This is a genomic window from Thiobacter subterraneus (assembly GCF_055379455.1).
On sequence record NZ_AP042402.1, the window covers coordinates 1,062,791 to 1,085,837 of the forward strand.

Below are 23,047 nucleotides of genomic sequence, written 5' to 3' on the forward strand. Positions count from 1 at the left end.
CGCACGGCTTTTCCATGCCCGCCATCGTCCTTGCCACCCTCAACGCCCGCCATGCCCATGCCTCCCTGGGCCTGCGCTGTCTGCTCGCCAATCTGGGATCGCTGGCGGGCGAGGCCACGCTGATGGAGTTCACCATCGCCCGCCCCGCGGCGGAAATCGTGGAAGCGATTCTGGCGGCCCGGCCGCGCATCGTGGGGCTGGGGCTGTACATCTGGAACGTGGCCCAGACCACGGAAGTGGTGGCGCTCCTGAAGACCGTCGCGCCGGAGGTCACGGTGGTGCTGGGCGGCCCGGAGGTGAGCCACGAAACCGACAGCCAGCCCATCGTCCGGTTGGCCGACTACGTGATCACGGGCTGGGGGGAAGTGAGCTTCCGCGTCCTGTGCGAGGGGCTGCTGTCCGGCCGGGCCCCCGCGCAGAAGATCATCCCGGGGGTGCAGCCGCCCCTCGACGAGATCCGGCTCCCCTATGCCCTCTACACGGAGGCGGACATCGCCCATCGCTTCCTCTATGTCGAAGCCTCACGCGGCTGTCCCTACAAATGCGAGTTCTGCCTGTCCGCCCTGGACCGGACGGCCTGGGCCTTTCCCCAGGAAGACTTTCTCGCGGCGCTGGACGATCTCTACCGGCGCGGCGCGCGCCATTTCCGCTTCGTGGACCGCACCTTCAACCTCAACGTGAAGACCAGCCTGCGCGTTCTGGAATTCTTCCTCGCCCGCCTGGACGAGCGGCTGTTTCTTCACTTCGAGGTGATTCCGGATCATCTGCCGGAAGCCCTGAAGGCGGCGCTGGCGCGCTTTCCGCCGGGCAGCCTGCAACTGGAGATCGGCGTGCAGACTTTCGATCCCGCGGTGCAGGCCCTCATCTCCCGGCGCCAGGACAATGTGCGCACGGAAGAGAACCTGCGCTGGCTGCGGGCGCACACCCATGCCCATCTCCACGTGGATCTCATCGCGGGGCTGCCGGGGGAGGATCTGGCGGGCTTCGGCGCAGGCTTCGACCGCCTGGTGCGCCTGAAGCCCCACGAGATCCAGGTGGGACTGCTCAAACGCCTGCGCGGTGCGCCCATTGCGCGCCACACGGAGAGCTTCGGGCTGCGTTTCAATCCCCACCCGCCCTACGAGATCCTGGCCACGGACCGCATTGACTTCACGGACATGCGCCGGCTGGCGCGCTTTGCCCGCTACTGGGATCTCCTCGGCAATTCGGGGCGTCTGCCGCGCACTCTGCCGCTGCTGCTGGGCGAGGCCCCCTTTGCGCGTTTCCTCGCCTTCAGTGACTGGCTGTGGCAAACCACGCAGCAGACCCATGGCTTCGCTCTGGAACGCCTGTTCGGCCTGGTGCAGGCGGGTCTCACCCAGGTGCTGGGTGTGGCGCCGGATGCCGCCCGTGCCGCGCTCGCCGAAGATTACGCCGCGGCCGGGGCCGGCGCCCTGCCCGCCTTTCTGCGGGCATCCCCGGTCACGAAGCCGGACGGCCCCGACGCCCGCCGCGCGCGCCAGATGCGTCACCGCGTCGCGGGGGCCGGGCGTCCCTGAAGTCGCTCACACGCCCAGCCTGGACAGATCGAATCCCCAGTGGCCCGCGTCCTCGACAGCCTCGATGGCATCGTGGCTGCGCTTGAGATCCACGATCTGGATGGGAATCGGTCCGCCGGACTTGCCGGAAAAGAAAACCTTCACCCGCGGCGTGAGCAGGTTGTCTTCGGCCTGTTCCACCACCACCCCGAGCCGGCCCGAGCGCAGGCGCACCAGCGTACCGATGGGATAGATGCCCACGGTCTTGAGAAAGGCCTGGAACACACGCTCGTCGAAGTGGCCGTGGCGCCAGGAGGCCATTTTCTGCAGGGATTCCCCGGGCGACCAGGGACGCTTGTAGCAGCGTTCGGAGGAAATCGCGTCATAGACGTCGCACACCGCGCCCATGCGCGCGAACAGGGTGATGTCGTCCGCAGAGAGTCCCTCCGGATAGCCCTTGCCGTCCATGCGCTCGTGGTGGTGCAGGCAAACGTCGAGCACGATTTGGTCATCCATGCGCGCGTTCTGCAGGATTTCCCAACCCTGTCGGGGATGGCGCCGCACGATGGCGAATTCCTCGTCGGTAAGCCGCCCCGGCTTGTTGAGCACCTCGGGCGGCACGGCCATCTTACCGATGTCGTGGAGCAAACCGGCCGTGCCCGCCCGCTGCAGGGTGTCCCGGTCCAGCCCTAGGGTACGGCCCAGGGCGATCATGAGGGCACACACCGCCACGGAGTGCATGTAGGTGTAATCGTCCGCGGTCTTGAGGCGCACCACGCTCAACAGGGCGTGGGCATTGCGTTCGATGGAACTCTGGATGTCCTCCACCAGGGGCGCCACCGTCTCCACGTCCAGGGCCTTGCCCATGCGTGCCTCGTGAAACAGTGTGGTGACCTGGCGTTTGGCCCGGGCGTGGATCTGCCGCGCCCGCTCCAGCTCCTCGTCCAGGGAAACCCGCGGTGGCACGGCCGGCTGGGCAGGCGGCGGGGCAGCCGGTGTGGCGGATGCAGGCGTAGCAGGGTCTGCCACGTCCAGCCCGCGGCTCACGTCGATCACCACCTCCTTCAGGCCGCAGGTCTTGAGCAGCCGGAGATCCTCCGGGTCGGTGAGGAGAAACGACGTGCGCCAGAAGGGGTGGTCCAGCCACTTCCCGCACAGCCGCTCGATATACATGCCCAGGCGTAGTCGTTCGACAGGAATGGTCTTGCGCATGGCCGGATTCCGTCGGAGTTGAAACCCGTATCGGCAGCAGGGCCTTTTTCTTGAGACCAAAAAAAACCCACGCATCGTTGGAAAACGAAACGTGGGTCAGGAGGCGCAGAGGATGAATCCGTTCCGGTCTCCGGCAGGCGCCCGTGCCGGGCCGGCCGTTGGAAACCGGAAAACGGCGGTGGCGGAAGCCCCTGACGGAGAACCCACCACCCTGGGCAAGCCACCCGAACTTGCCCACTGCCGGCGGCAAAGTCGCCCGCCGGGTGGGGTCATCATCGCCAAGGCGGTGCCGCGACGGAATTCGCCGAAGGGTATATGCCGAAAGTTATAGGTTGATGACAGGGAATCAGTGGCGCGCGGCGGGGTTGCCGAAGGGCAGGTTCACGTAGTAACCCGCCAACCCCTGCAGCACGTGCATGCTGCGCCCCTCGCGCAACAGGCGCTCGAATTCCTGCGCGGTGAGGGGATAGCTAAAGGAATAGCCCTGGATCTCGTTGCACCCCTGGGCGCGCAGGAAGCTGAGCTGGGCCTCCGTCTCCACGCCCTCCGCGAGCACGTTGAGGCGCAGGTTGCAGGCCATGGCGATGATGGCCGAGACGATGGCTGCACCATCCGAATCCAGGGTGATGTCGCGCACGAAACTCTGATCGATCTTGAGGGTGTGGATGGGCAGGCGCTTGAGGTAGGACAGGGAGGAATAGCCGGTGCCGAAATCATCGATGGCGATGTGCACCCCCAGGGCACGCAGGCGCTCCAGGGTGGCGGCGTTGCCGGCGGTGTGTTCCAGCAGCACCTCCTCCGTGATTTCCAGTTCCAGATAGGCTGCGTCGAGTGCGGTTTCCGCCAGGACGAGATCCACGAGGCCCGCCAGGTCCCTCTGCACGAACTGGCGCGCCGAGAGATTCACCGCCATGCGCACCGGCGGCAGGCCCAGGTCCTGCCAGGCACGGTTCTGGCGGCACGCCTGCCGAAGCACCCATTCCCCCACCGGAATGATGAGACCGGTCTCCTCCAGGATGGGCACGAACTCGCGGGGCGGCACCAGGCCCAGCTCCGGATGCCGCCAGCGCAAAAGCGCCTCGGCGCCGATCACCCGGCCGCTCCGGAGATCCACCCGCGGCTGGTAATAGAGCACGAACTCCTCGCGCAGCAGCGCCCGGCGCAGGGCGTTTTCCAGCAGCAGGCGTTCCCGCGCCCGCACGTTCATTTCCGGCATGTAGAACTGGTAGTTGTTGCGGCCGTATTCCTTGGCCCGGTACATGGCGGCGTCCGCATTGCGCAGCAGATGGTCCAGATGCTCGGCGTCATCCGGATAGACGGTGATGCCCACGCTGGGGGTGACGAACACTTCGTGTCCGCCCAGATGGAAGGCCTGGCCGAAGGCGTCGATGATCTTCTGCGCCACCACCGCCGCGGTGTCCCGGTCTCCCACGTCCTCCACGATCACGGTGAACTCGTCGCCCCCCAGACGCGCCACGGTGTCGCATTCGCGCACACATTTTCGCAGGCGGTCCGCGGCCTGGCGCAGCAGCTGGTCGCCCACGTTGTGGCCCAGGGTGTCGTTGATGGCCTTGAAGCGGTCCAGGTCCAGGAACATCACCGCCAGCTTCTGCTGGTAGCGGTCCGCCTGGGCCATGGCATGGGTGAGCCGGTCGCGGAACAGGGTGCGGTTGGGCAGATCGGTGAGGGCATCGTGGTGCGCCATGTGGCGCATGGCGCGCTCGGTGCGCTTGCGTTCCTCCAGGTCGTGGCGCAGCCGCTCGTTGGCCTGCTTGAGCGCCGCCGTACGCTCCGCCACCTCGCGCTCCAGCGCCTCGTTGGCGGCACTCAGGGCGTTGCACGCCTCCTTGAGCTGGCGCACCAGCGGCAGCCAGCGCCAGAAGCCCAGCGCCAGAAGCAGATTGCCCCCCACCCAGGCGCTGTAGCGGGTGATCTCCACCAGTTCCGGGAAGGGTGCCGGCCACAGGGAGCGCCCGGCCTCGCCCCAGGCCAGGTTGAGCACGTCCCCCAGCAGGACGATGAGCAAACCAGTGAGCAGCATGCCCCAGCCGGGATGCCGCGCGACATCGGGCTCGCGCCGGCTCATCCAGAAAAGCGCCAGGGCGATGGCGGTCACCACCGCCACCTTGAGCGCCTTCAGTGCCAACACTTGGTCTGGAAACACAACGCCTCCCCCGGCGTCGCCGCATGCGTCCGGCCGCGTTCACGTGCCGCGGCTCTCATTGTCGCTGTTTCTGCGTACCGGCCCCGGCCCGCGCCGGTGCGGCCGCCGCTACAGCTTGGGCCGGCCCTCGTGGGCGTAGAGCTGGTCGCGTTTGCTCTGGCAGACCAGACAACGCGCCGCCGCCGGATTGGCCTTGAGACGCTCGTAACCCACCGGCGCGCCGCAGTCCACGCACACGCCGTAGGTTCCCTGGGCGAGACGCGCCCTGGCCGCCTCCAGCTCGCGCAGCTCGCGCACGTGACGGTCGATCATGGCGGCATTGAGATCGGCCAGCATGTCGGCCACGGATTCGTCCCCCGGATCGGTCACCCGCCCCGCGAGTTCCACATACTGCTGCTCGCCGGAGCGCTCCAGCTCATCGCGCACCTCTTCCAGCAGGCGCCGGTATTCCTCCTGCAGACGCTTCTCCAGGGTTTGCAATTCCTTCTTGGTGAGGACAGACATGATCGTTCCCGGGTTACCCAAAAAATTCGCCCCATTCTCGGCCCAAGGGCGGCAAATTTCAACCCGGATCGTCCCCAGGACTGTCCATTGCGACGCGGGATGGTGCCCAGAGCCTCCCGAGTCCCCTGGATTGGCGCTGACTCGCTGAAGACCCCAAGCCTGCGCCGGCCTGCCGCACGATCCGGCTTGAACCCCGGAACGCGGCCCCGCTTATGGGCTACAATACGCGGCCCCGCCCCGGTAGCTCAGTGGATAGAGCAACCCCCTCCTAAGGGGTAGGTCACACGTTCGATTCGTGTTCGGGGCGCCATCATTCCTCGGCCACCATCCCGATGTAGCCCACCGGGCACTCATGGGCGCACAGGCCGCAGCCCTTGCAGTAGTCGTAGTCGAACACGTAGTGGGAACCGTCGGCGGCACGCTCGCGCGTCTTGAGCACGGCGTTGTCCGGACAGAGCGTGAAGCAGTTGTCGCAGGCCATGCAGTTGCCGCAGGAGAGGCAGCGCTGGGCCTCGGTATGGGCGCTGCGTTCGTCGAAGCCGCCCTGCACCTCCCGGTCGCCCGCACGTTCGGCCACCGGCAGCACGGCCGGCTCCTGGCGCGGCGCATGGTCGAAGTAGTGGAGATTGAGCCGGTCGAGGCCGACCAACGCGCCGCGTGGGGCCGGGGTTTCCGCACGCCCCAGCAGACGGGCGATGGCCACCGCCGCGCGGGCGCCATCGAAGATGGCCGCCGCCACGGTGCCCAGCCCGGGCCGGCAGTCGCCCCCGGCGAACACGCGGGCCGTGCCGGGCACGCGCCCATCCGCCTCCACACGCAGGAATTCCCGCTGCCCCAGGAGGTGGGCAAGCCCTTCCTCGTCCACCACCTGGCCGATGGCGGGAATCACCTGATCCACCCGGAACACGGATTCCGTGCCCTCGAAGGCCTGCACATGCACCCGCTCGCCTTCCCGGAGTTTGCGGGCATGGACGATTTCCACGCCCACCACCCGTTCGCCGCGCAGGATGAGCCGGCGCACCATGCGGTTTTCGTGGATCCGCACGCCCTCTTCCAGCGCCTGGGCAATCTCGTCCGGCGCGGCGCGCATGCGCTCGTGCTCGGGCACCTCCGGCCCGGGAATGCGTTCATGGGTAATGACATGCACCTCGCGCACCCCGGCGCGGCGCAGGATGCGTGCCACGTCCACCGCGGTGTTGCCGCCGCCGATGATGGCCACGCTGTCCATTTCGGGCACCGTCCCTTCGGCGATCCAGTGGCGCAGCAGGTCGAGACCGAAGCGCAGGTCCCGCGGCACGGCCCCTTCCACGCTGAAGGCCCGGCTCTTTTGCGTCCCCACCGCGAGGAAAACGGCGGGGAACTCCCTTTCCAGTTCCTCGAAGGAGAAATCCCGGCCCAGGCGCTGATGGGGCCGGAAGTCGATGCCGGTGGCGAGCAGGCGTTCGATTTCCTGGTCCAGCACGGCCCGCGGCAGCCGGTAAGGGGGAATGGCGGTACGGGGCACGCCACCCGCCTGGTTGAGGGCCTCCAGCAGCACCGGCCGGATGCCGCGCCGAACCAGCTGCCAGGCACAGGACAAGCCCGCCGGCCCCGCGCCCACCACCGCCACCTGGGGCGCGTCCGGGGCAAGGGGTGGCGCGGGAGGGCTCCAGCCGGCGGCCAGTGCCGCATCCCCCAGCCAACGCTCCAGGCTGTGGATGTTGAGGGCCGCGTCATAGCCGCCGCGGTTGCAGGCCGCCTCGCAGGGATGGGGACAAACGCGGCCGGTGCTGGCCGGCAGGGGATTGGCAGCCACCAGGGTCTCCCACGCCCCCGCCGCATCGCCCTCGGCGAGCCGCGCGATCCAGGCCTGGGGATCCTCCCCGGCGAGGCACACGTGATGGCACGGCGCGATCCCGTGCACGTGGACGGGACGCTGGATGCGCCAGGTGCCCGTGAGGAAGCGGCTGGCGGTGCCTGGCAGGGCGAAGCCGCCGGGCGTGACCTTCACGCCCATTGGCCGCCTCCCCGCCGGACGGTGTCTGCGCTCTCCGTATCGAGGCCGCCACCGCCTGCACGCAGGCCGTAGCGCTCGATGTTGGCATCGGCCAGGGCCTGCAGGTGGGCGAGTTCCTCCCGTGCCCGGGCGTCGTCGGCGAACAGGTGGGCAAAGCGTCCCTGCAGCCGGAGGTAATCGGTCACCGGTCTGGGCGCGCGCAGGGGCAGCACCCCCACCAGGGCGCCCCGTTCCATCTCGACCAGGGGGAAGAGGCCCGTCTCCACGGCAAGCCGCGCCACCTCGATGGACAGGGCCCCATCATGGCCCCAGCCCAGGGGACAGGGCGAATGCACCAGGAGAAAGCTCGGCCCCGGCACCGCCAGCGCACGCCTGACCTTCTTGCGCACGTCGGCAGGGTAGGCCACGGAAGCCGTGGCGGCATAGGGAATGTGATGGGCGGCGATGATGGCGAGGATGTCCTTCTTGAGATGGCGCTTGCCCATGCGCGCGCGGCCGGCGGGGGACGTGGTGGTGGCCGCGGCATGGGGCGTGGAGCTGGAACGCTGGATGCCGGTATTCATGTAGGCCTCGTTGTCGTAGCAGACGTAGAGCACTTCGTGCCCCCGCTCCAGCATGCCGGACAGGGCCTGGAAGCCGATGTCGAAGGTGCCGCCATCGCCGCCGAAGGCGAGCACCTTGGTGGACTTGCCCTGGACCTTGAGGGCGGCCTCCATGCCCGCCGCCACCGCCCCCGTGTTCTCGAACAGGGAATGCAGCCAGGGCAGGCGCCAGGCCGATTCCGGCCAGGGGGTGGTGAAGATTTCCAGGCAGCCGGTGGCATTGGCCACGATGACGTCAGGTCCTGCCGCCTCGGTGACCAGGCGTGCCGCCAGCGCCTGGCCGCAGCCGAGGCAGGCACGGTGGCCGGCGGTGAGGCCGGAATAGCGGGGCTGGCTGGCGCGCAGCGCCTCCAGGGAAACGGTCTGCCCGTTCATGGCGCCTCCTCCGGGAGTTTGTCCGGGTCGAGATCGAAGATGCGGAAGGGACCGGGTTGCGCCGGCAGGCTGGCGAGCAGGCGCGGCAGCAGGTCCAGGGGTACGTCGCGCCCCCCCAGCCCCACGGCGAAGCCGTGTACCTGGGGCGGCCTGGGCAGTTCCGCCAGCGCCGCGCGCACCTCGGCGGTGACGATGCCGCCGGCACCCGGCGACAGGGCCCGCTCCAGCACCACCAGCCGTTCGAGTCCCCCACAGGCCGCGCGCAGGGCCGCCGCCGGAAAGGGCCGGAAGCTGCGCAGGTGCATCAGCCGCACCGGGCCACAGGCCGGCTCCTGCGCCACCGCATCGGCCAGGGTGCCGAAGATGGAACCCAGGGTGAGGACGCCGGTGGGCGACTCGGGATCGCCCTCCACCCTCAGCAGGCCGCCGCAGCGGCGTCCGGCCAGCGCCGCCCACGCCGCGTCCACCTCCGGAATCAGATCCAACGCCGCGAGCAGGGCCCGGTGGTGCAATTCCCGCATCTCGGCGTAGTACTCGGGCGCCACCAGAGTGCCGAAACTCATGGGCCGCCGGGGATCGAGGGTGCGCGAGAAGCGGTAGGGGGGCAGGAAGCGGTCCACCAGTTCCTGCTCTGGCAGGTCGATGGCCTCCAGGGTATGGGTGAGGGTGAAGCCGTCCACGCACACCATCACCGGCACTTCCAGGGTCTCGGCGATGCGGAAGGCCTGCACGGTGGTGTCCACCGCTTCCTGGTTGTCGCTGCAATAGAGCTGCACCCAGCCCGCATCGCGCATGGCCATGGAATCCTGCTGGTCGTTCCAGATGGACAGGGGGGCGGAGACGGCGCGGTTGGCCACGGTCATCACTAGCGGCACGCGCAGGCCCGCGATGTTGTAGAGCACCTCGCCCATGAGCAGCAGCCCCTGGGAGGCGGTGGCGGTGTAGGCGCGCGAGCCCGCCATGGCCGCGCCCAGCACCACCGAGGCGGCGGAAAACTCGGACTCCACGCTCACCAGCTCGCAGGCGGCGGCCCCGTCGGCCACCAGTTGGGCGATGTGTTCGACGATGTGGGTCTGGGGCGTGATGGGATAGGCCGCCACCACCTGGGCCCGCGCCGCCACCACGGCGCGGGCGATGGCCTGGGACCCTTCAAGCGGCAGCCGCATGGATGCGCTCCTGCCAGCGCCCGGCCTCGACCTGGCCCGCCGCCGCCTCGATCAGGCGCAGATTCTTTTCCAATACCGGCCCCCGAAAACGGGCTTCCAGGGCATGGGCCAGGGCGGACAGGGGCATGAGCCCGGTGAGGGTGAAGAACGCCGCCGCCAGCGCCGTGTTGGGCACCGGGCGGCCCAGGTATTCCTGGGCGAGCCGGGTGGCGGGCAGCGCCACCGCCTCCACCCCCGGCGGCACCCGACTGCCGTCCACCAGTACCGCGCCGCCGGGCTTGAGGCCCTCCAGGACGCCGGGCACGTGGAGCAGCGCCGGATCCTGGATGATGAGAAAATCCGCCTGCACGATCTGGTTGCGCCGGCGGAAGGGTTCGCGCGCGATGCGCACGAAGGCCGTCACCGGCGCGCCGCGGCGCTCCGCGCCAAAGGCGGGGAAGGCTTGGGCATGCCAGCCCTCGACGATGGCGGCGGTGGCGATGAGATAGGCCGCCACCACGTTGCCCTGCCCCCCGCGCCCGTGGATGCGCATTTCGATCATGCGCCAATCGTGCCATGTTCCCGTGACCCGAACAACCGCATGAGCGAAACCACTCTTTGCCCGAACGATGAGGCGCTCGCCGGGGAGCTGGTGGAGCGCGGCCATCTGATCCTGCCGGCCTTCCTGCCGCCCGGGGAAGTGGCCGCGCTGCGCCACGAGTTGCGCACGGTGCTGGCTGCAGGCGGCTTTCGTCCCGCCACGGTGGCCCGCCACCGCCAATACGCCCCGGAGATCCGCAGCGACCTCATCCACTGGATCGAGGAAGACCAGGCCGGCCCCGCCACCCGGGCCTGGCTTGCGCGTCTGGAGCGCCTGCGCCAAAGCCTCAACCGCGTGGCCTACCTGGGCCTGCTGGATTTCGAAGCCCACTACGCCCTCTATCCGCCGGGCGCCCGCTATGCCCGCCATCGGGACCGGCTCCGGGACGATGCACGCCGGGTGCTCACCAGCATCCTGTACCTGAACGAGGGCTGGCAGGCCGAAGACGGCGGCGCATTGCGCCTGTGGCTGGATGAGGAAGGGGTGGGCGAGAGCTTGGAAGTGCTGCCCCAGGGCGGCACCCTGGTGCTGTTCTTCAGCGCCCGCTACTGGCACGAAGTAAAGCCCGCGCGCCGGGAGCGCCTGTCCCTCACCGGCTGGTTCCGCGCCCGGGCCTGAAGGGCCGGCGGCTGCCCGGCAGGCGCGGCAGGGGCGGGCTGGGCGGCACCGGCCGGCGCCGGTGGATGGGCTTCTGGCGGTTGTCCATGCGGCGGTTGGCCATGGCAGGCTCCTTCACTGGCGATGAGCGGCCGTCTGGTCCACAATGGGGGCATGGATGCACGCGCCGGCGCGCGCACCCGCGTCCTCATCATGGGGGCGGGCGGGCGCGATTTCCACAACTTCAATACCGTCTTCCGCGATCGCCCGCAATACGAGGTGGTGGCCTTCACCGCCACCCAGATTCCGGACATCGCCGGCCGCGTCTATCCCGCTGCCCTGGCCGGCAGCCTCTATCCGGATGGCATTCCCATCGTGGACGAGGCGGACCTGCCGCGCCTGCTCAGGGAACAGGCGATCGACGAGGTCGTGTTTTCCTACAGCGACGTCTCCCACGAGCATGTGATGCACGTGGCCTCGCGCGTGCAGGCCCTGGGGGCGGCCTTCCGCCTGCTGGCGCCGCGCCAGACCATGCTGCGGAGCAAAAAGCCCGTGATCAGCATCACCGCGGTGCGCACCGGCTGCGGCAAGAGTCCGGTGGCGCGCCATGTCGCCGCCCTGCTGGATCAGGCGGGCCTGCGGCCGGGCATCGTGCGCCATCCCATGGCCTATGGCGATCTGGTGGCCCAGGCGGCGCAGCGGTTCGCAAGCCTCGCGGATCTTGCGCATCAGCACTGCACCATCGAAGAGATGGAAGAGTACGAACCCCACCTGGCGGCGGGCCACCGCATCTACGCCGGGGTGGATTACGCCCGGGTGCTGGCCCTGGCCGAGGCCGAAGCCGACGTCATCGTCTGGGACGGGGGCAACAACGATCTGCCGCTGATCGCCCCGGATCTGGACATCGTGCTGGTGGATCCCCACCGCGCGGGGCATGAGCGCAGCCATTTCCCCGGGGAGGCCAATCTGCTGCGCGCCCAGGTGGTGGTGATCACCAAGACCGACACCGCCGGCAGCGGGCAGGTCGAAGCCGTGCGCGCGGGCATCCGGCGCGACAACCCCGCCGCCGTCGTGATCGAATCGGCGATGCCCATCACGGCCGATGCGCCCCACGAGGTGCGCGGCCGGCGTGTGCTGGTGGTGGAGGACGGTCCCACCCTCACCCACGGCGGCATGGCCTATGGCGCAGGCACCCTGGCCGCGCGCAGTCTCGGCGCCGCGGAACTGGTGGACCCACGTCCCCACGCGGTGGGCAGCATCCGCACCGCCTTCGCCCAATATCCCCACCTGGGGCCGGTCCTGCCGGCCCTGGGCTACAGCGCGCACCAGATCGGGGAGCTGGAACAGACCATTGCCGCCACGCCCTGCGATGCCGTGCTCATCGCCACGCCCGTGGATCTAGCGCGCATCCTGCGCGTGAACCGGCCGGTGTGCCGCGTGCGCTACGAATACGCGGACCGCGGACAGCCCACCCTGGGCGAGGTGGTGCGCGAGTGGCTGGCCGACTTGGCACAACGGTCCGCCCTGTGAAGTCCTCGCCAGCGCCGGGGTCACGCAGTAACATAGTCCCGTCTTTCATCGTCCCGTTCCCTCATGCAAGCGAGCAACGACTATCTCGTGATCACCGCCGCCGGCGACGACAAGGTGGGGCTGGTGGAAGCCTTCTCCGCCAAAATCACCGAAACCGGCTGCAACATCGAACAGAGCCGCATGACCGTGCTGGGCGGCCAGTTCGCCATCCTGATGCTGGTGTCCGGCCCGTGGAACGCCCTGTCCAAGCTGGAAGGCCAGCTCGATGCCCTGGGCCGTCAGCTGGGACTCACCATCACTCACAAGCGCACCCGGGCGCGGGAACGGCACGAGCCCACCCTGCCCTATCACGTGGAGGTGGTGGCGCTGGACCATCCGGGCATCGTGCACAAGCTGGCGCGCTTTTTCGCCAGCCACGGCATCAACATCGAGGAACTGTCCACCGACACCTATGCCGCGCCCCATACCGGCACACGCATGTTCTCGGTGCACATGGAAGTGGGCGTGCCCGCCAGCACCCACATTCCCAACCTGCGTGCGGACTTCTTCGATTACTGCGACGACCTGAACCTGGACGCCACCTTCGAACCCTCCCGGGCTTGAGCAGCCATGGCCGAGCTTCCTGCCTGTCCCCTGCGTTCGCCGCCGGATCTCGCCGGCGTGGAGGTGGTGCACCTGACGGGCGCCCCCGATCACGCCACGGCGCTCGCCCGTGCCAACGAAGAGGCGGCGCGCCGGCTGGCCGAACCCATGCTTTTGTCCTGGTATGACCGCGACCGGGATTTCGAGGCGCCCCAGCACGTCTCCGAGTGCCATCAGGATGCCGCGGTGCCGGGCTACGTGGATTACGCCCTGGCACGCGGCGCGCGCCTGAAGATCGACTTCGACGACGGGCGTTTCGTGTTCTTCTACCGCGATTCAGCCTGAGCCCCGGTGAGCCTTGCCATGGCCGACGACACCCTGGTCTGCTGGCGATGCGGCGCGTCCCTCGCGGACCAACCGCTGCCCCTGTCCCGTCTGGCCGAATGCCGCGCCTGCGGCGCGCCGCTCCACGTCTGCCGCATGTGCCGCTTCTACGATCCCGCGGTGGCGCGCCAGTGCCGCGAGCCCGTGGCGGAAGAGGTGCGGGACAAGGAACGGGCCAATTTCTGCGGCTACCTTGAGCCCCGCCCGAACGCCTTCACGGCGCGGCCGGCGGCAGCCGCTGCCCGTGCCGGCCTGGAGGCCCTGTTTGGCGGGGAGGCCGCGCCCGCCCCCCGGGCCAATCCCCTGGACGAGCTGTTCGGCCGGGACTGACGGTGCAAGCGCCCCGGCTTGGGCGTAGAATGATGGGTTTCCGATTGCTTCCCTGAAGACCATGCCCATGATGGACAGCCCTGAACAAGAGCCTTCCCTGTTCGACGACGCGGCCGCGGCAGTGGTGGATCTCGGCAACCGCCTGATGGACCAGCACCGCGACGCGGACCCGTGGGACGTGGCCTCCGGCCTGCTCGCCGGCGCCATCCAGTACTGGCTTTACGCCCACCAGCCCTGCGCGGATCCCTATTGCGAATCCTGCGCGGAGGTGGCGACGGCGGAACAGCGCATGAAGCTTCTGCAGCAGGAAATCCGCGAGTTCGCGGAGGAAAGCGACTACTACCACAGCCCCACCGACAGCAACGTCGGCCGGGCGTGAAGTTCCCTCAGGCGGGCCTGAGCACCCCGTCCTCCAGCGCCAGCACGCGCTGGGCCCGCGCCGCCAGCTGGGGATCGTGGGTGACGATGACGAAGCTGGTGCCGAGGGTCTCGTTCAGACTCAGCATCAGATCGAACACCACGGCCGCGGTCTTGCGGTCCAGGTTGCCCGTGGGTTCGTCGGCGAGCACGCAGGCGGGCCGGGTCACCAGGGCGCGCGCCACGGCCGCCCGCTGACGTTCCCCCCCTGACAGCTCCCCCGGCTTGTGCGCCAGGCGGTGGGCAAGCCCTACACGGGCGAGCATGTCCGCCGCCGCCGCGCGGGCCGCGGCCGGGCTTTCCCGCCGGATGAGCAGCGGCATCATCACGTTTTCCAGCGCCGTGAATTCGGGCAGCAGGTGGTGGAACTGATAGACGAAGCCGAGGGCCTCGTTGCGCAGCCGTCCCCGTTCGGCATCGTTCAGGGCCTGCATGTCCCGCCCCAGGATGCGCACCTCGCCCCGGTCCGCCGCGTCGAGGCCCCCCAGGAGATGCAGGAGCGTGCTCTTGCCGGAACCGGAGGCGCCGACGATGGCCACGCGCTCCCCCCGCGCCACCTCGAGATTCACATCCAAAAGCACCGGCACTTCCACCCGCCCCTGCCAGTAGGACTTGGCCAGCCCGCGGCAGGCGAGCACCGGCCCCTGCAACTCACTCATAGCGCAGGGCCTCCGCCGGGTTGGTGCGTGAGGCGCGCCAGGAAGGATACAGGGTTGCCAGCAGGGACAGGAGGAAGGACACCCCGCCGATGGCCACCACGTCCCAGGTCTCCACGCGCGAGGGCAGCTCCGAGATGTAATAGACGTCCTTGGCCAGGAAATGCACGCCGAACAGGCGCTCGATGGCAGGCACCACGACGTCGATGTTGGAAGCCAGCAGAACACCCCCCACCAGGCCGGCGACGGTGCCGATGGCGCCGATCAGCGTGCCCTGCACGATGAAGATCCTCATGATGCTGGCGGGTGTTGCGCCCAGGGTGCGCAGAATGGCGATGTCGGCCTGCTTGTCCGTGACCACCATGACCAGGGTGGAGACGATGTTGAAGGCCGCCACCGCGACGATGAAGAACATGATCACGAACATCACGCGCTTTTCCATCTGGATGGCGCGGAAGAAATTGGCGTTCTGCTGGGTCCAGTCGCGGATGAGCAGGCTGCCCGGCAGCCGGGCGGCGAGCTCGCGGCTCACCTCTGGCGCGGCGAACAGGTCGGTGAGCTTCAGGCGCACGCCGGACACCGCATCGCCCATGCGGTAGAGCCGCGCTGCGTCGTCCAGGTGGATCAGCGCCAGCCCGGCATCGTACAGGTTCATGTCCACCTCGAAGATGCCCACCACGGTGAACTGCTTGAGGCGCGGCAGAATGCCCGCCGGCGTGACATTGCCCTGGGGCGCGATCACCGTCACCTTGTCGCCCACGCGCACGCCCAGCGCCTGGGCGAGCTCGATGCCGAGGACGATGCCGAAGCGGCCGGGCGCGAGATCGGTGAGCCGGCCGCGCTTCATGTGGCGGCCAATGTCCGCCACCGTCTCCTCCTGTTCCGGCAGGATGCCGCGGATGAGTGCCCCCTGCACCGCATCCCCGGCCGCGAGCATGCCCTGGGCCAGGATGTAGGGCGCCGCCCCTTCCACCCGGGGATCGGCGCGCGCCTCCCGCGCAACCTGCCGCCAGTCGGCAAGCGGGCCGCCGAAGGCCGAGATTTCCACGTGGGACGCCACCCCCAGGATGCGCGCACGCAGCTCCTCCTGGAAGCCGTTCATCACCGACAGCACCGTGATCAGCACCACGATGCCCAGCGCGATGCCCAGCATGGAGATGAGCGAGATGAAGGAGATGAAGTGGTTGCGACGCTTGGCGCGCGTGTAGCGCAGGCCGATGAAGAGTTCGTAGGGTTGCATGGGCGCGGACACCGGCCGGGAGTGTGCCACAGGCCCCCGCTCCTGGCCAGCCTCGTGCCCGCGCCCGGCGTCCCGCTTGCCCGCCGCACCGGAAGAACGGTGCGGCCGCCCCCTTCGGGATAACCGGAACGGGGGGCGGCCGGCCTAAAGTCCCGCCTTTGACAGCCGTTAACAAAATCAGGACAATCCGATCCGCTTACCTGCAATAGGCGCCGGGTCCGTCCGTTCATAGCCCATGAAGCACAGCCATACGATACACGCCACCATCTCGGAATTCACCCTGCCACCCATCGAGGACGTCCTGGTGATGGGCTGCCGGTCAGCCATCGGTCACGTGGCCATGACCCGCGCGCTGGATCTCATCAGCACCACCCCCTACCGCCACGTGGCGGTGGAGGACGATGTGGTGGCCGACATCATCGTGCGCGAGCCCATCCTGCGCCGCCTGGACGAAAGGGAACTGGTGGCGTTCGTGCTGGGCCATGTCAAACCCTACATGGGCGCGGACGACGTGCTGCACGTGCGCCTGGAAGTGCAGACCCAGGTCACGGTAGAGCCGGAGGACCCGCGATGAATCCCCTGCCGGAAGTGGGGCAGGGGCTCGCCACCGTGGCCGACTGCCTGACCGGGGACTGCCTGCGTGTGACACCGGAGGCCCGCTACCGGGATGTCGTGCGCGAGCAGGATGCAAAGAGCGTGTTCGTGGTGATGGACGGCGAGCGCTTCCTGGGGCTGGTGAGTCCGCAACAGGCGGCGCTGTTCCCCAACCGGCTGTTCGCCGATTTGCTGGTGACGCGCCAGCCGCCGCCGTTGCGTCCGGAGGACAGTCTGGAGCACGCCCTCGACCGGCTGGAGGCGGAAGACGCCAGCCACATGGCCGTGGTCGATGCCCAAGGCCGGTTTCTCGGGGTCACCTCACGCCTCATGGTGTTCCGCTGCCTAAGGGACCGCGAGCGGCTGTTGCATGCCCGGCTGCAATCCACGGTGCGGCTGTTGGAGGAGGAACTGACCCACCACCAGATCGCCAGCATGGTGTTCGACACCACCAGCGAAGGCATCATGGTCACGGACGCGGACGGCACCATCCTGGTGGTGAACCGCGCCTTTTCCTTGACCACCGGCTACGCGCCGGACGAGGTGATTGGCCAAAAGCCCTCCCTGCTGGCCTCCGGCCGCCACGATGCGGCGTTCTACGCCCGCATGTGGAAGAGCCTCGACCGGACCGGCCACTGGTCGGGTGAGATCTGGAACCGCCGCAAGAACGGCGAGATTTACCCGGAGTATCTCCACATCGATGTCATCCGGGGCAAGGACGGCGGACCGCTGCGTTACGTGGGCGTGTTCTCCGACATGACCGAAGACCGGCAGCTCCAGGCCCGCCTCTACGATCTGGCGTTCCACGATCCCCTCACCGGCCTGCCCAACCGGGCCCTGTTCGACGAGCGCCTCAAGGCCAGCATCAACCATGCCCACCGCACAGGTTCGCCGTTCGCCCTGCTTTATCTGGATCTGGACCGCTTCAAGGTGGTAAACGACACCCTGGGCCACGCCGCGGGCGACGAACTGCTGCGTCAGGTGGCCGGGCGCCTGCGTGAGACGCTGCGGGAGACCGATACCGTCGCGCGTCTGGGGGGAGACGAGTTCGCCGTGATCCTGTGCAGTGTCCGGGAGCGGGAAGGCATCCTCTCGGCCGTGCGCAAGCTGCTGGCCAGTCTGCGCCGGCCCCTCGAGGTGTCGGGCCGGGAAATCTGGCTGGATGCCAGCGTGGGCATCGCCCATTTCCCCGCCCATGGCGACACCCCGGAAAAACTGATGCAACACGCGGACACGGCGCTCTACGCCGCCAAAAGCGAAGCCGGGCCGCGCTGGTGTTTCTATGAGCCGGGCATGGGCCGTCGGGCTTACGAGCGCCTGGAGCTGGAAAGCGCCCTGCGCAGCGCCCTGGAGACAGGGGTAGGACTGCACCTCGCCTGGCAGCCTCAGGTGGACATGGCCACGCAAAAGCCCCGCGGACTGGAGGCGCTCGCGCGCTGGACCCATCCCAGCCTGGGCCCGGTCTCCCCCGCCCGTTTCATTCCGCTGCTGGAGGAGGCCGGACTGGCCGTGCGCTTCACCGGCTGGCTCATCGAAGCCTGCTGCGCGGACATCGCTGCCCTGCCGGACGCCGTGCGCGCGCGGCTGCGCTTCGCCCTCAACGTGTCCGCCCGCGCCCTGCACGCGGCGCAACAGTGGCTGCCGCTCCTGGACGAGGGCATGCAGAAGTTGGGGCTTGCACCCCACCAGATCGACGTGGAAATCACGGAAAGCAGCCTGATGGACGAGGACCGGCACGCGGCACCGCTGCTCGCCCTGCGGGAGCGCGGCTTCCAAATCTCGGTAGACGATTTCGGCACCGGCTATTCCAACCTGGGCTACCTCATGCGCTTCTCGGTGGACCGCCTGAAGATCGACATGAGCCTGATCGACGGCATCGCACTCAACGCCACCAGCCGCCAGATCGTGACCGCCATCCTGCGCATGGCCGAAGCCCTGGAAGTGGACGTCGTCGCGGAAGGCGTGGAAACCGAAGCGCAGCGCCGCATCCTGGCCGAGCTGGGCTGTCACGAAGCCCAGGGCTATTACTTCGCGCGGCCCATGGCCATGAACGAACTGGCCCGGCTGCTGGAAACCGAAACCCACCGACCCTGAACCGGCGCCGGACATGATGACCGTGAACCCACCGGGCAGCACAAGACGCACCGCCGGCACGCACCGGTGCCGGCGGCCTTGCCCGTTTACGGTCGCGCCCGATTCATCCAGCCTGGAGTTTGCCCCATGCCCCTGACCCTCTATGACGACGGCAGGCACACCTGCCTGGCCTTCACCGATCTGGTCCAGGACGAATGCGCGGTGGATCACTGCGCCGTGCAGAGCAACCAGTTCCTGATCGTGGACGATCACACCGGCGCGCTCATCGATCCCGGCGGCAACATGACCTACAACAACCTGTTCATGGCCATGCATGCCTACTTTCCGCCGCGCCGGCTGGCCTACGTCCTGGCTTCCCACGCCGACCCGGACATCGTGGCCTCGGCCAACAAGTGGATGGTGCACACGGATTGCAAGATCTATATCTCGAAACTGTGGGCCCGCTTCGTGCCCCACTTCTGCAGCGTGGGCAACACCGCGGGACGCATCGTGGCCATTCCGGACGAGGGCATGCGCATCCCCCTGGGCAAAAGCGAGATCGTCGCCCTGCCGGCCCACTTCCTCCATGCCGAGGGCAATTTCCACTTCTACGATCCCAGGGCGAAGATCCTTTTCTCGGGGGACGTGGGGGCTTCGATGGTGGAGGTGGCAGAGGCGGGGCAGCCGGTGCAGGACTTCGACGCCCACATTCCCCACATGCAACCCTTCCACCAGCGCATCATGGTGTCCAACCGCGCCGCGCGCGGCTGGGTAAAGATGGTGCGCCAGCTGGATGTGGAATGGCTGGTGCCCCAGCACGGGCCACCCTTCCGGGGCAAGGCCATGGTGCAGCGCTTCCTCGACTGGTTCGAGCAGCTTCCCTGCGGCACCGACCTCCTGGGGCCGGAGATCTACCGCGTCCCCGCCTAGCGGCCGGTCGCCGCTGAAGCGCCTCCCACGACCCAGCGGCCTGGCTGTGCTGTGGGAGCGGCTTCAGCCGCGACAGGCATGGATCCGCCTGCGGCTGGCTGCGCCAGTGTTTTCCAACCACCCCCACCCCAGCCCTCCCCCATGAAGGGCGAGGGCGTTCCCAAATCGCTTCAGCCGCGATGGGGACCTTTTGAGCCGCGTCGGTCGCCGCTGAAGCGCCTCCCACGACCCAGCGGCCTGGCCGTCCTGTGGGAGCGGCTTCAGCCGCGCCAGGCGGTTTGCCATGCAGGCAGCCGCACCCCTTTGCCTGCGCGGTCCGCTCGCGCGGCACTCACAGCAGGTCGGGGGCCATGACCGCACGCAGAATGGTCTGGGGTTCGCCACCCCGCACCCGGTTGCTGAACCACCAGACCGCCCCCTTCTTCACCGACCAGTCCTGTTCCTCGCCGGCCAGAAGCAGGGCCGCCACCCGTCCCAGGGTGGGCTGGTGACCCACCACGACCACCGTGCCGTTGTCCGGCCAGCCCGCGGCGGCGAGGATCGCGGCGGGACCCGCCCCCACGTCCAGCGCCGGGACGATGCGGGGTTCGTCCACCAGCGCCGCCGCCGTCTGCCGGGCGCGGGTGGCGGGACTCGACAGGACTTTCGCGTCCCGCGGCAGACGCTCCTTGAGCCACTCGGCCATGGCGCGTGCCTGCTTCTCGCCCTTCGCAGTGAGTTTGCGCGTTTTGTCCGGCAGGCCGTCCTCGGCCTCCGCGTGACGCCAGAGGATTAAATCCAATTCATCCCTCCATGAAAAATCCAGCAGTGTAAAAACTGGATGTTACATTTGCCCCATGCGTCTGACACTGGTGGTTCCCGACCTCATTCTCCCCCGGCCCGCCAGCGCCCTGGTGGACGTATATCGCGATCTGCAGGCGCCGGCTCTCGCCTTTCTCCTGGGCCGGGCGGCGCGGCGCAGCGTCCCGGGCGCTTCCCTGGAAACCTGGTTGTGCCGCGCCTTCGGCCTGCCCGGCGACGGCAGTGCGCCGGTGGCGCCCCTGAGCCTGCTGGCGGAGCACGGCGATCCGGGAGATGCCTGGTGGCTGTGTGTGGACCCGGTGCATCTGGCGGCGCGCCAGGATGCCCTGCTGCTGGTGGGGCCGGAGGGGCTCGCCGTGTCGCGGGCAGAGGCGGAACAGTGGCTCGAGGCCCTCAACCGGCATTTCGCCGGGGAGGGTGTGAGTTTCCACCACATTCGCCCCGATCGCTGGTACGCGCGCTTCGCCGCGCCCCTGGAAGTGGAGACCCATGCCCTGATGGAGGTGACTGGCCGACCCATCAATGACTGCCTGCCCCGGGGCCGGCAGGCACGGCGTCTTCTGCGCCTCGTGAACGAGATCCAGATGCTGCTGTTTGCCCATCCCCTGAACGCGGCACGCGAGGCGCAGGGCCAGCCCACGGTGAACAGCGTATGGCCCTGGGGTGGGGGGCGCCTGCCCACGGTCGAAGCCCACCCCGGCGGCCGCCTGTGGGCGGATGATCTGCTGGCTCAGGGGCTGGCGCTGGCCGCACGCATGCCCCACGCCGGCCTGCCGCGGGAAGCCCACGCCGTGCTGGAAGCGGAAGGTCTCCAGCTGGTGGTGCTGGACACCCTGCGCACGCCGGCGGCCCACGGCGACGCAGAGGCGTGGCGCCGCAGCCTGCACAGTCTGGAGCAGAGGTGGTTCGCGCCGCTTGCCCAGGCTTTCCGCAAGGGACGGCTCGCGGAGCTCACCCTGCTCGCGCTGGAACCGCGCCACACCATGGTGTTCACCCTCACGCGCCGGGACCGCTGGAAATTCTGGCGGCGCATCCGTTCCCTGGCCCATTACGCACGGCCCGGCTGAGCCGCCGTCGGCCCGTGGCATAATCCGCCCATGACCCGCATCACCGTGCGCGAGGCACCACCCCATGCCGTCGAACGTCTCAGCCGCCACGGTGTGCCGCCCCTGCTTGCGCGCCTGTATGCGGCACGGGGCATCGAGGATCCCGGCCAGCTGGAACCCTCGCCCGAGCGTCTGCTGCCCCCCCACACCCTGACCCACGCCGACGCAATGGCGCGCCGCCTGGCAGACGCCATTGAAGGACAGAAGCGTCTGCTCATCATCGCGGACTACGATGCCGACGGCGCCACCGCCTGCGCCGTGGCCCTGCGGGCCCTGCGGGCCTTCGGCGCCCGGGTGGACTACCTGGTGCCCAACCGTTTCGAGTACGGCTACGGACTCACGCCGGAAATCGTGCGGCTGGCGGCCCAGCGCCAACCGGACATCCTGATCACGGTGGACAACGGCATCGCCAGCCACGCCGGTGTGGCGGAAGCCGCCCGCCTGGGCATGAAGGTGTTCATCACCGACCACCATCTGCCGGCCGCGAGTGGCGGGCTTCCCGCCGCGGCGGCCATCGTCAACCCCAACCAGCCGGGCTGCGGCTTTCCCAGCAAGCACCTGGCCGGGGTGGGCGTGATCTTCTACGTGATGCTGGCCCTGCGCGCGGAGCTGCGGGCGCGCGGGGCCTTTGCGCCCGACGCCCAGCCCAATCTGGGCCGCCTGCTGGATCTGGTGGCCCTGGGCACGGTGGCCGACGTGGTGAAGCTGGACGACAACAACCGCCGGCTGGTGCGCGAGGGGCTGCTGCGCATGCGCAGAGGGCAGGCCTGTGCCGGCATCGACGCCCTGTTTCGGGTCGCCGGACGCTCGCCGAGTCATGCCGCGCCCTGGGATCTGGGCTTCGTGCTGGGACCGCGCCTGAATGCGGCGGGCCGCCTCACCGACATGTCCCTGGGCATCGAACTCCTGACCACGGACGATCCCTTGCGGGCCCTGGAACTCGCCCAGCAGCTGGATGCGCTCAACCGGGAACGGCGCGAGATCGAGGCGGACATGCACGACACGGCGCTCGCCACCCTGCAGGGCATCGAGGTCGCCGACAGCCACAGCCTGGTGCTGTACGATCCCGGCTGGCATCAGGGGGTGATCGGCATCCTCGCCTCCCGCCTCAAGGAAAAATTCCACCGTCCCGCCATTGCCTTCGCCCCGGCAGAGGGAGGCGAGCTCAAGGGCTCCGGCCGTTCCATCCCGGCCTTTCACCTGCGCGATGCGCTGGATCTGGTCGCCAAGCGGCACCCGGACCTGCTCAGGAAATTCGGCGGCCACGCCATGGCGGCGGGGCTCACCATTGCCGAAGGCGATTTTCCGCGCTTCGCCCAGGCCTTCGAGGCGGTGGCGCGCGAGCTCATCCCGCCCCATGCCCTCACGCGCACCCTGGAAACCGACGGCAGCCTGCCGCCGGAGGAAGCCACCCTGGCGCTCGCGCGCCGGCTGGCGGACGAGGTGTGGGGACAGGGCTTCCCCCAGCCCAGTTTTTTCGACCGCTTCCGCGTGGAAGCCCAGCGCATCGTCGGCGAGAAGCACACCCGGCTCACCCTGGCCCGCGGCGGGCGGCGCTTCGAGGCCATGCTCTTTTTCCAAACCGAACCGCTGCCCGATGAAATCGAAGCCGTCTATCGCCTGGACGTGAACCACTACAATGGCAACGAGAGCCTGCAGCTGATCCTGGAACACTGGCAGGCGCCCTGATT

At 68.8% G+C, this 23,047-nt stretch carries 23 protein-coding genes and 1 tRNA gene; 13 read left to right on the forward strand and 11 right to left on the reverse strand.

Features of this window, described 5'->3' with window-relative positions:
* The first annotated feature begins 14 nt into the window (after positions 1–14).
* On the forward strand, positions 15–1,538 hold the full coding sequence (locus ACZ42P_RS05345; RefSeq protein ID WP_464899047.1) for a B12-binding domain-containing radical SAM protein: 1,524 nt from the start codon (positions 15–17) through the stop codon (positions 1,536–1,538).
* A gap of 6 nt (positions 1,539–1,544) precedes the next feature.
* Here ACZ42P_RS05345 and ACZ42P_RS05350 read toward each other — a convergent pair whose 3' ends face one another.
* From ACZ42P_RS05350 to ACZ42P_RS05360, 3 genes are all read right to left on the reverse strand, one after another.
* Positions 1,545–2,729, reverse strand: coding sequence for an HD-GYP domain-containing protein (locus tag ACZ42P_RS05350; RefSeq protein ID WP_464899048.1), 1,185 nt, complete (start codon positions 2,727–2,729; stop codon positions 1,545–1,547).
* Positions 2,730–3,075: 346 nt separating this feature from the next.
* On the reverse strand, positions 3,076–4,878 hold the full coding sequence (locus ACZ42P_RS05355; protein ID WP_464899049.1) for a putative bifunctional diguanylate cyclase/phosphodiesterase: 1,803 nt from the start codon (positions 4,876–4,878) through the stop codon (positions 3,076–3,078).
* Positions 4,879–5,001: 123 nt separating this feature from the next.
* Positions 5,002–5,397 carry a TraR/DksA family transcriptional regulator gene (locus ACZ42P_RS05360; RefSeq protein ID WP_464899050.1) on the reverse strand — a complete coding sequence of 132 codons (396 nt, stop codon included), beginning with the start codon at positions 5,395–5,397 and terminating at the stop codon, positions 5,002–5,004.
* Between the two features lie 234 nt (positions 5,398–5,631).
* Between ACZ42P_RS05360 and ACZ42P_RS05365 the strand changes: the two genes are divergently transcribed.
* Positions 5,632–5,707, forward strand: a tRNA-Arg gene (locus ACZ42P_RS05365).
* Here ACZ42P_RS05365 and ACZ42P_RS05370 read toward each other — a convergent pair.
* The 4 genes from ACZ42P_RS05370 to ACZ42P_RS05385 are packed head-to-tail and all read right to left on the reverse strand — an operon-like array spanning position 5,708 to position 10,077.
* Positions 5,708–7,393, reverse strand: a complete 1,686-nt coding sequence (locus ACZ42P_RS05370; RefSeq protein ID WP_464899051.1) for an FAD-dependent oxidoreductase — start codon at positions 7,391–7,393, stop codon at positions 5,708–5,710.
* Positions 7,384–8,370 carry a thiamine pyrophosphate-dependent enzyme gene (locus ACZ42P_RS05375; protein WP_464899052.1) on the reverse strand — a complete coding sequence of 329 codons (987 nt, stop codon included), beginning with the start codon at positions 8,368–8,370 and terminating at the stop codon, positions 7,384–7,386. Before ACZ42P_RS05375 ends, ACZ42P_RS05370 begins: the two co-directional genes overlap by 10 nt.
* A complete protein-coding gene (gene porA / locus ACZ42P_RS05380; protein WP_464899053.1) occupies positions 8,367–9,536 on the reverse strand; it encodes a pyruvate ferredoxin oxidoreductase in 1,170 nt (389 codons plus the stop codon). Before porA ends, ACZ42P_RS05375 begins: the two co-directional genes overlap by 4 nt.
* Positions 9,520–10,077 carry a 2-oxoacid:acceptor oxidoreductase family protein gene (locus tag ACZ42P_RS05385; RefSeq protein ID WP_464899054.1) on the reverse strand — a complete coding sequence of 186 codons (558 nt, stop codon included), beginning with the start codon at positions 10,075–10,077 and terminating at the stop codon, positions 9,520–9,522. The genes porA and ACZ42P_RS05385 overlap by 17 nt, the downstream gene beginning before the upstream one ends.
* 39 nt (positions 10,078–10,116) lie before the next feature.
* Between ACZ42P_RS05385 and ACZ42P_RS05390 the strand changes: the two genes are divergently transcribed.
* A complete protein-coding gene (locus ACZ42P_RS05390) occupies positions 10,117–10,734 on the forward strand; it encodes a 2OG-Fe(II) oxygenase (RefSeq protein WP_464899055.1) in 618 nt (205 codons plus the stop codon).
* Here ACZ42P_RS05390 and ACZ42P_RS05395 read toward each other — a convergent pair.
* The gene (locus ACZ42P_RS05395; RefSeq protein ID WP_464899056.1) at positions 10,706–10,837 is read right to left on the reverse strand and encodes a hypothetical protein; all 132 of its coding nucleotides are present in this window, start codon (positions 10,835–10,837) and stop codon (positions 10,706–10,708) included. The two genes, ACZ42P_RS05390 and ACZ42P_RS05395, sit on opposite strands and share 29 nt — an antisense overlap.
* Positions 10,838–10,887: 50 nt before the next feature.
* Between ACZ42P_RS05395 and ACZ42P_RS05400 the strand changes: the two genes are divergently transcribed.
* The 5 genes from ACZ42P_RS05400 (at position 10,888) to ACZ42P_RS05420 (ending at position 13,918) form a co-directional block, all read left to right on the forward strand.
* Positions 10,888–12,243 carry a cyclic 2,3-diphosphoglycerate synthase gene (locus ACZ42P_RS05400; protein ID WP_464899057.1) on the forward strand — a complete coding sequence of 452 codons (1,356 nt, stop codon included), beginning with the start codon at positions 10,888–10,890 and terminating at the stop codon, positions 12,241–12,243.
* A 63-nt stretch (positions 12,244–12,306) separates the two neighbouring features.
* Positions 12,307–12,846 (forward strand): glycine cleavage system transcriptional repressor, encoded by a 540-nt coding sequence (locus ACZ42P_RS05405; RefSeq protein WP_464899058.1) that lies wholly within the window; start codon positions 12,307–12,309, stop codon positions 12,844–12,846.
* Between the two features lie 6 nt (positions 12,847–12,852).
* A complete protein-coding gene (locus ACZ42P_RS05410; RefSeq protein ID WP_464899059.1) occupies positions 12,853–13,170 on the forward strand; it encodes an AF1514 family protein in 318 nt (105 codons plus the stop codon).
* An 18-nt stretch (positions 13,171–13,188) separates the two neighbouring features.
* On the forward strand, positions 13,189–13,539 hold the full coding sequence (locus ACZ42P_RS05415) for a hypothetical protein (RefSeq protein ID WP_464899060.1): 351 nt from the start codon (positions 13,189–13,191) through the stop codon (positions 13,537–13,539).
* Positions 13,540–13,606: 67 nt separating this feature from the next.
* Complete coding sequence (locus ACZ42P_RS05420) at positions 13,607–13,918, forward strand: hypothetical protein (protein ID WP_464899061.1); 312 nt, start codon at positions 13,607–13,609, stop codon at positions 13,916–13,918.
* A 7-nt stretch (positions 13,919–13,925) separates the two neighbouring features.
* Here ACZ42P_RS05420 and lolD read toward each other — a convergent pair whose 3' ends face one another.
* Entirely contained in the window at positions 13,926–14,615 is a 690-nt protein-coding gene (lolD, locus tag ACZ42P_RS05425; RefSeq protein ID WP_464899062.1) for a lipoprotein-releasing ABC transporter ATP-binding protein LolD, read from the reverse strand.
* Entirely contained in the window at positions 14,608–15,852 is a 1,245-nt protein-coding gene (locus tag ACZ42P_RS05430; RefSeq protein WP_464899063.1) for a lipoprotein-releasing ABC transporter permease subunit, read from the reverse strand. Before ACZ42P_RS05430 ends, lolD begins: the two co-directional genes overlap by 8 nt.
* Positions 15,853–16,087: 235 nt before the next feature.
* Here ACZ42P_RS05430 and ACZ42P_RS05435 point away from each other — a divergent pair, with 235 nt between their 5' ends.
* The 3 genes from ACZ42P_RS05435 to ACZ42P_RS05445 all read left to right on the forward strand — a co-directional run bounded on the left by ACZ42P_RS05435 (position 16,088) and on the right by ACZ42P_RS05445 (position 19,449).
* Positions 16,088–16,426, forward strand: a complete 339-nt coding sequence (locus tag ACZ42P_RS05435; RefSeq protein ID WP_464899064.1) for a hypothetical protein — start codon at positions 16,088–16,090, stop codon at positions 16,424–16,426.
* A complete protein-coding gene (locus tag ACZ42P_RS05440; protein WP_464899065.1) occupies positions 16,423–18,540 on the forward strand; it encodes a putative bifunctional diguanylate cyclase/phosphodiesterase in 2,118 nt (705 codons plus the stop codon). The genes ACZ42P_RS05435 and ACZ42P_RS05440 overlap by 4 nt, the downstream gene beginning before the upstream one ends.
* A gap of 126 nt (positions 18,541–18,666) precedes the next feature.
* Entirely contained in the window at positions 18,667–19,449 is a 783-nt protein-coding gene (locus ACZ42P_RS05445; protein ID WP_464899066.1) for an oxygen-binding di-iron domain-containing protein, read from the forward strand.
* A 331-nt stretch (positions 19,450–19,780) separates the two neighbouring features.
* On the opposite strand, the gene ACZ42P_RS05450 is transcribed toward ACZ42P_RS05445, so the two are convergent.
* Positions 19,781–20,230 carry a SixA phosphatase family protein gene (locus ACZ42P_RS05450; RefSeq protein ID WP_464899067.1) on the reverse strand — a complete coding sequence of 150 codons (450 nt, stop codon included), beginning with the start codon at positions 20,228–20,230 and terminating at the stop codon, positions 19,781–19,783.
* 55 nt (positions 20,231–20,285) lie between these two features.
* Here ACZ42P_RS05450 and ACZ42P_RS05455 point away from each other — a divergent pair, with 55 nt between their 5' ends.
* Together ACZ42P_RS05455 and recJ are read left to right on the forward strand one after the other, a co-directional pair.
* Positions 20,286–21,317, forward strand: coding sequence for a hypothetical protein (locus ACZ42P_RS05455; protein WP_464899068.1), 1,032 nt, complete (start codon positions 20,286–20,288; stop codon positions 21,315–21,317).
* A gap of 30 nt (positions 21,318–21,347) precedes the next feature.
* Positions 21,348–23,045: a single-stranded-DNA-specific exonuclease RecJ gene (gene recJ / locus ACZ42P_RS05460; RefSeq protein WP_464899069.1), complete on the forward strand. Its 1,698-nt coding sequence runs from the start codon at positions 21,348–21,350 to the stop codon at positions 23,043–23,045.
* Positions 23,046–23,047 lie beyond the last annotated feature (2 nt).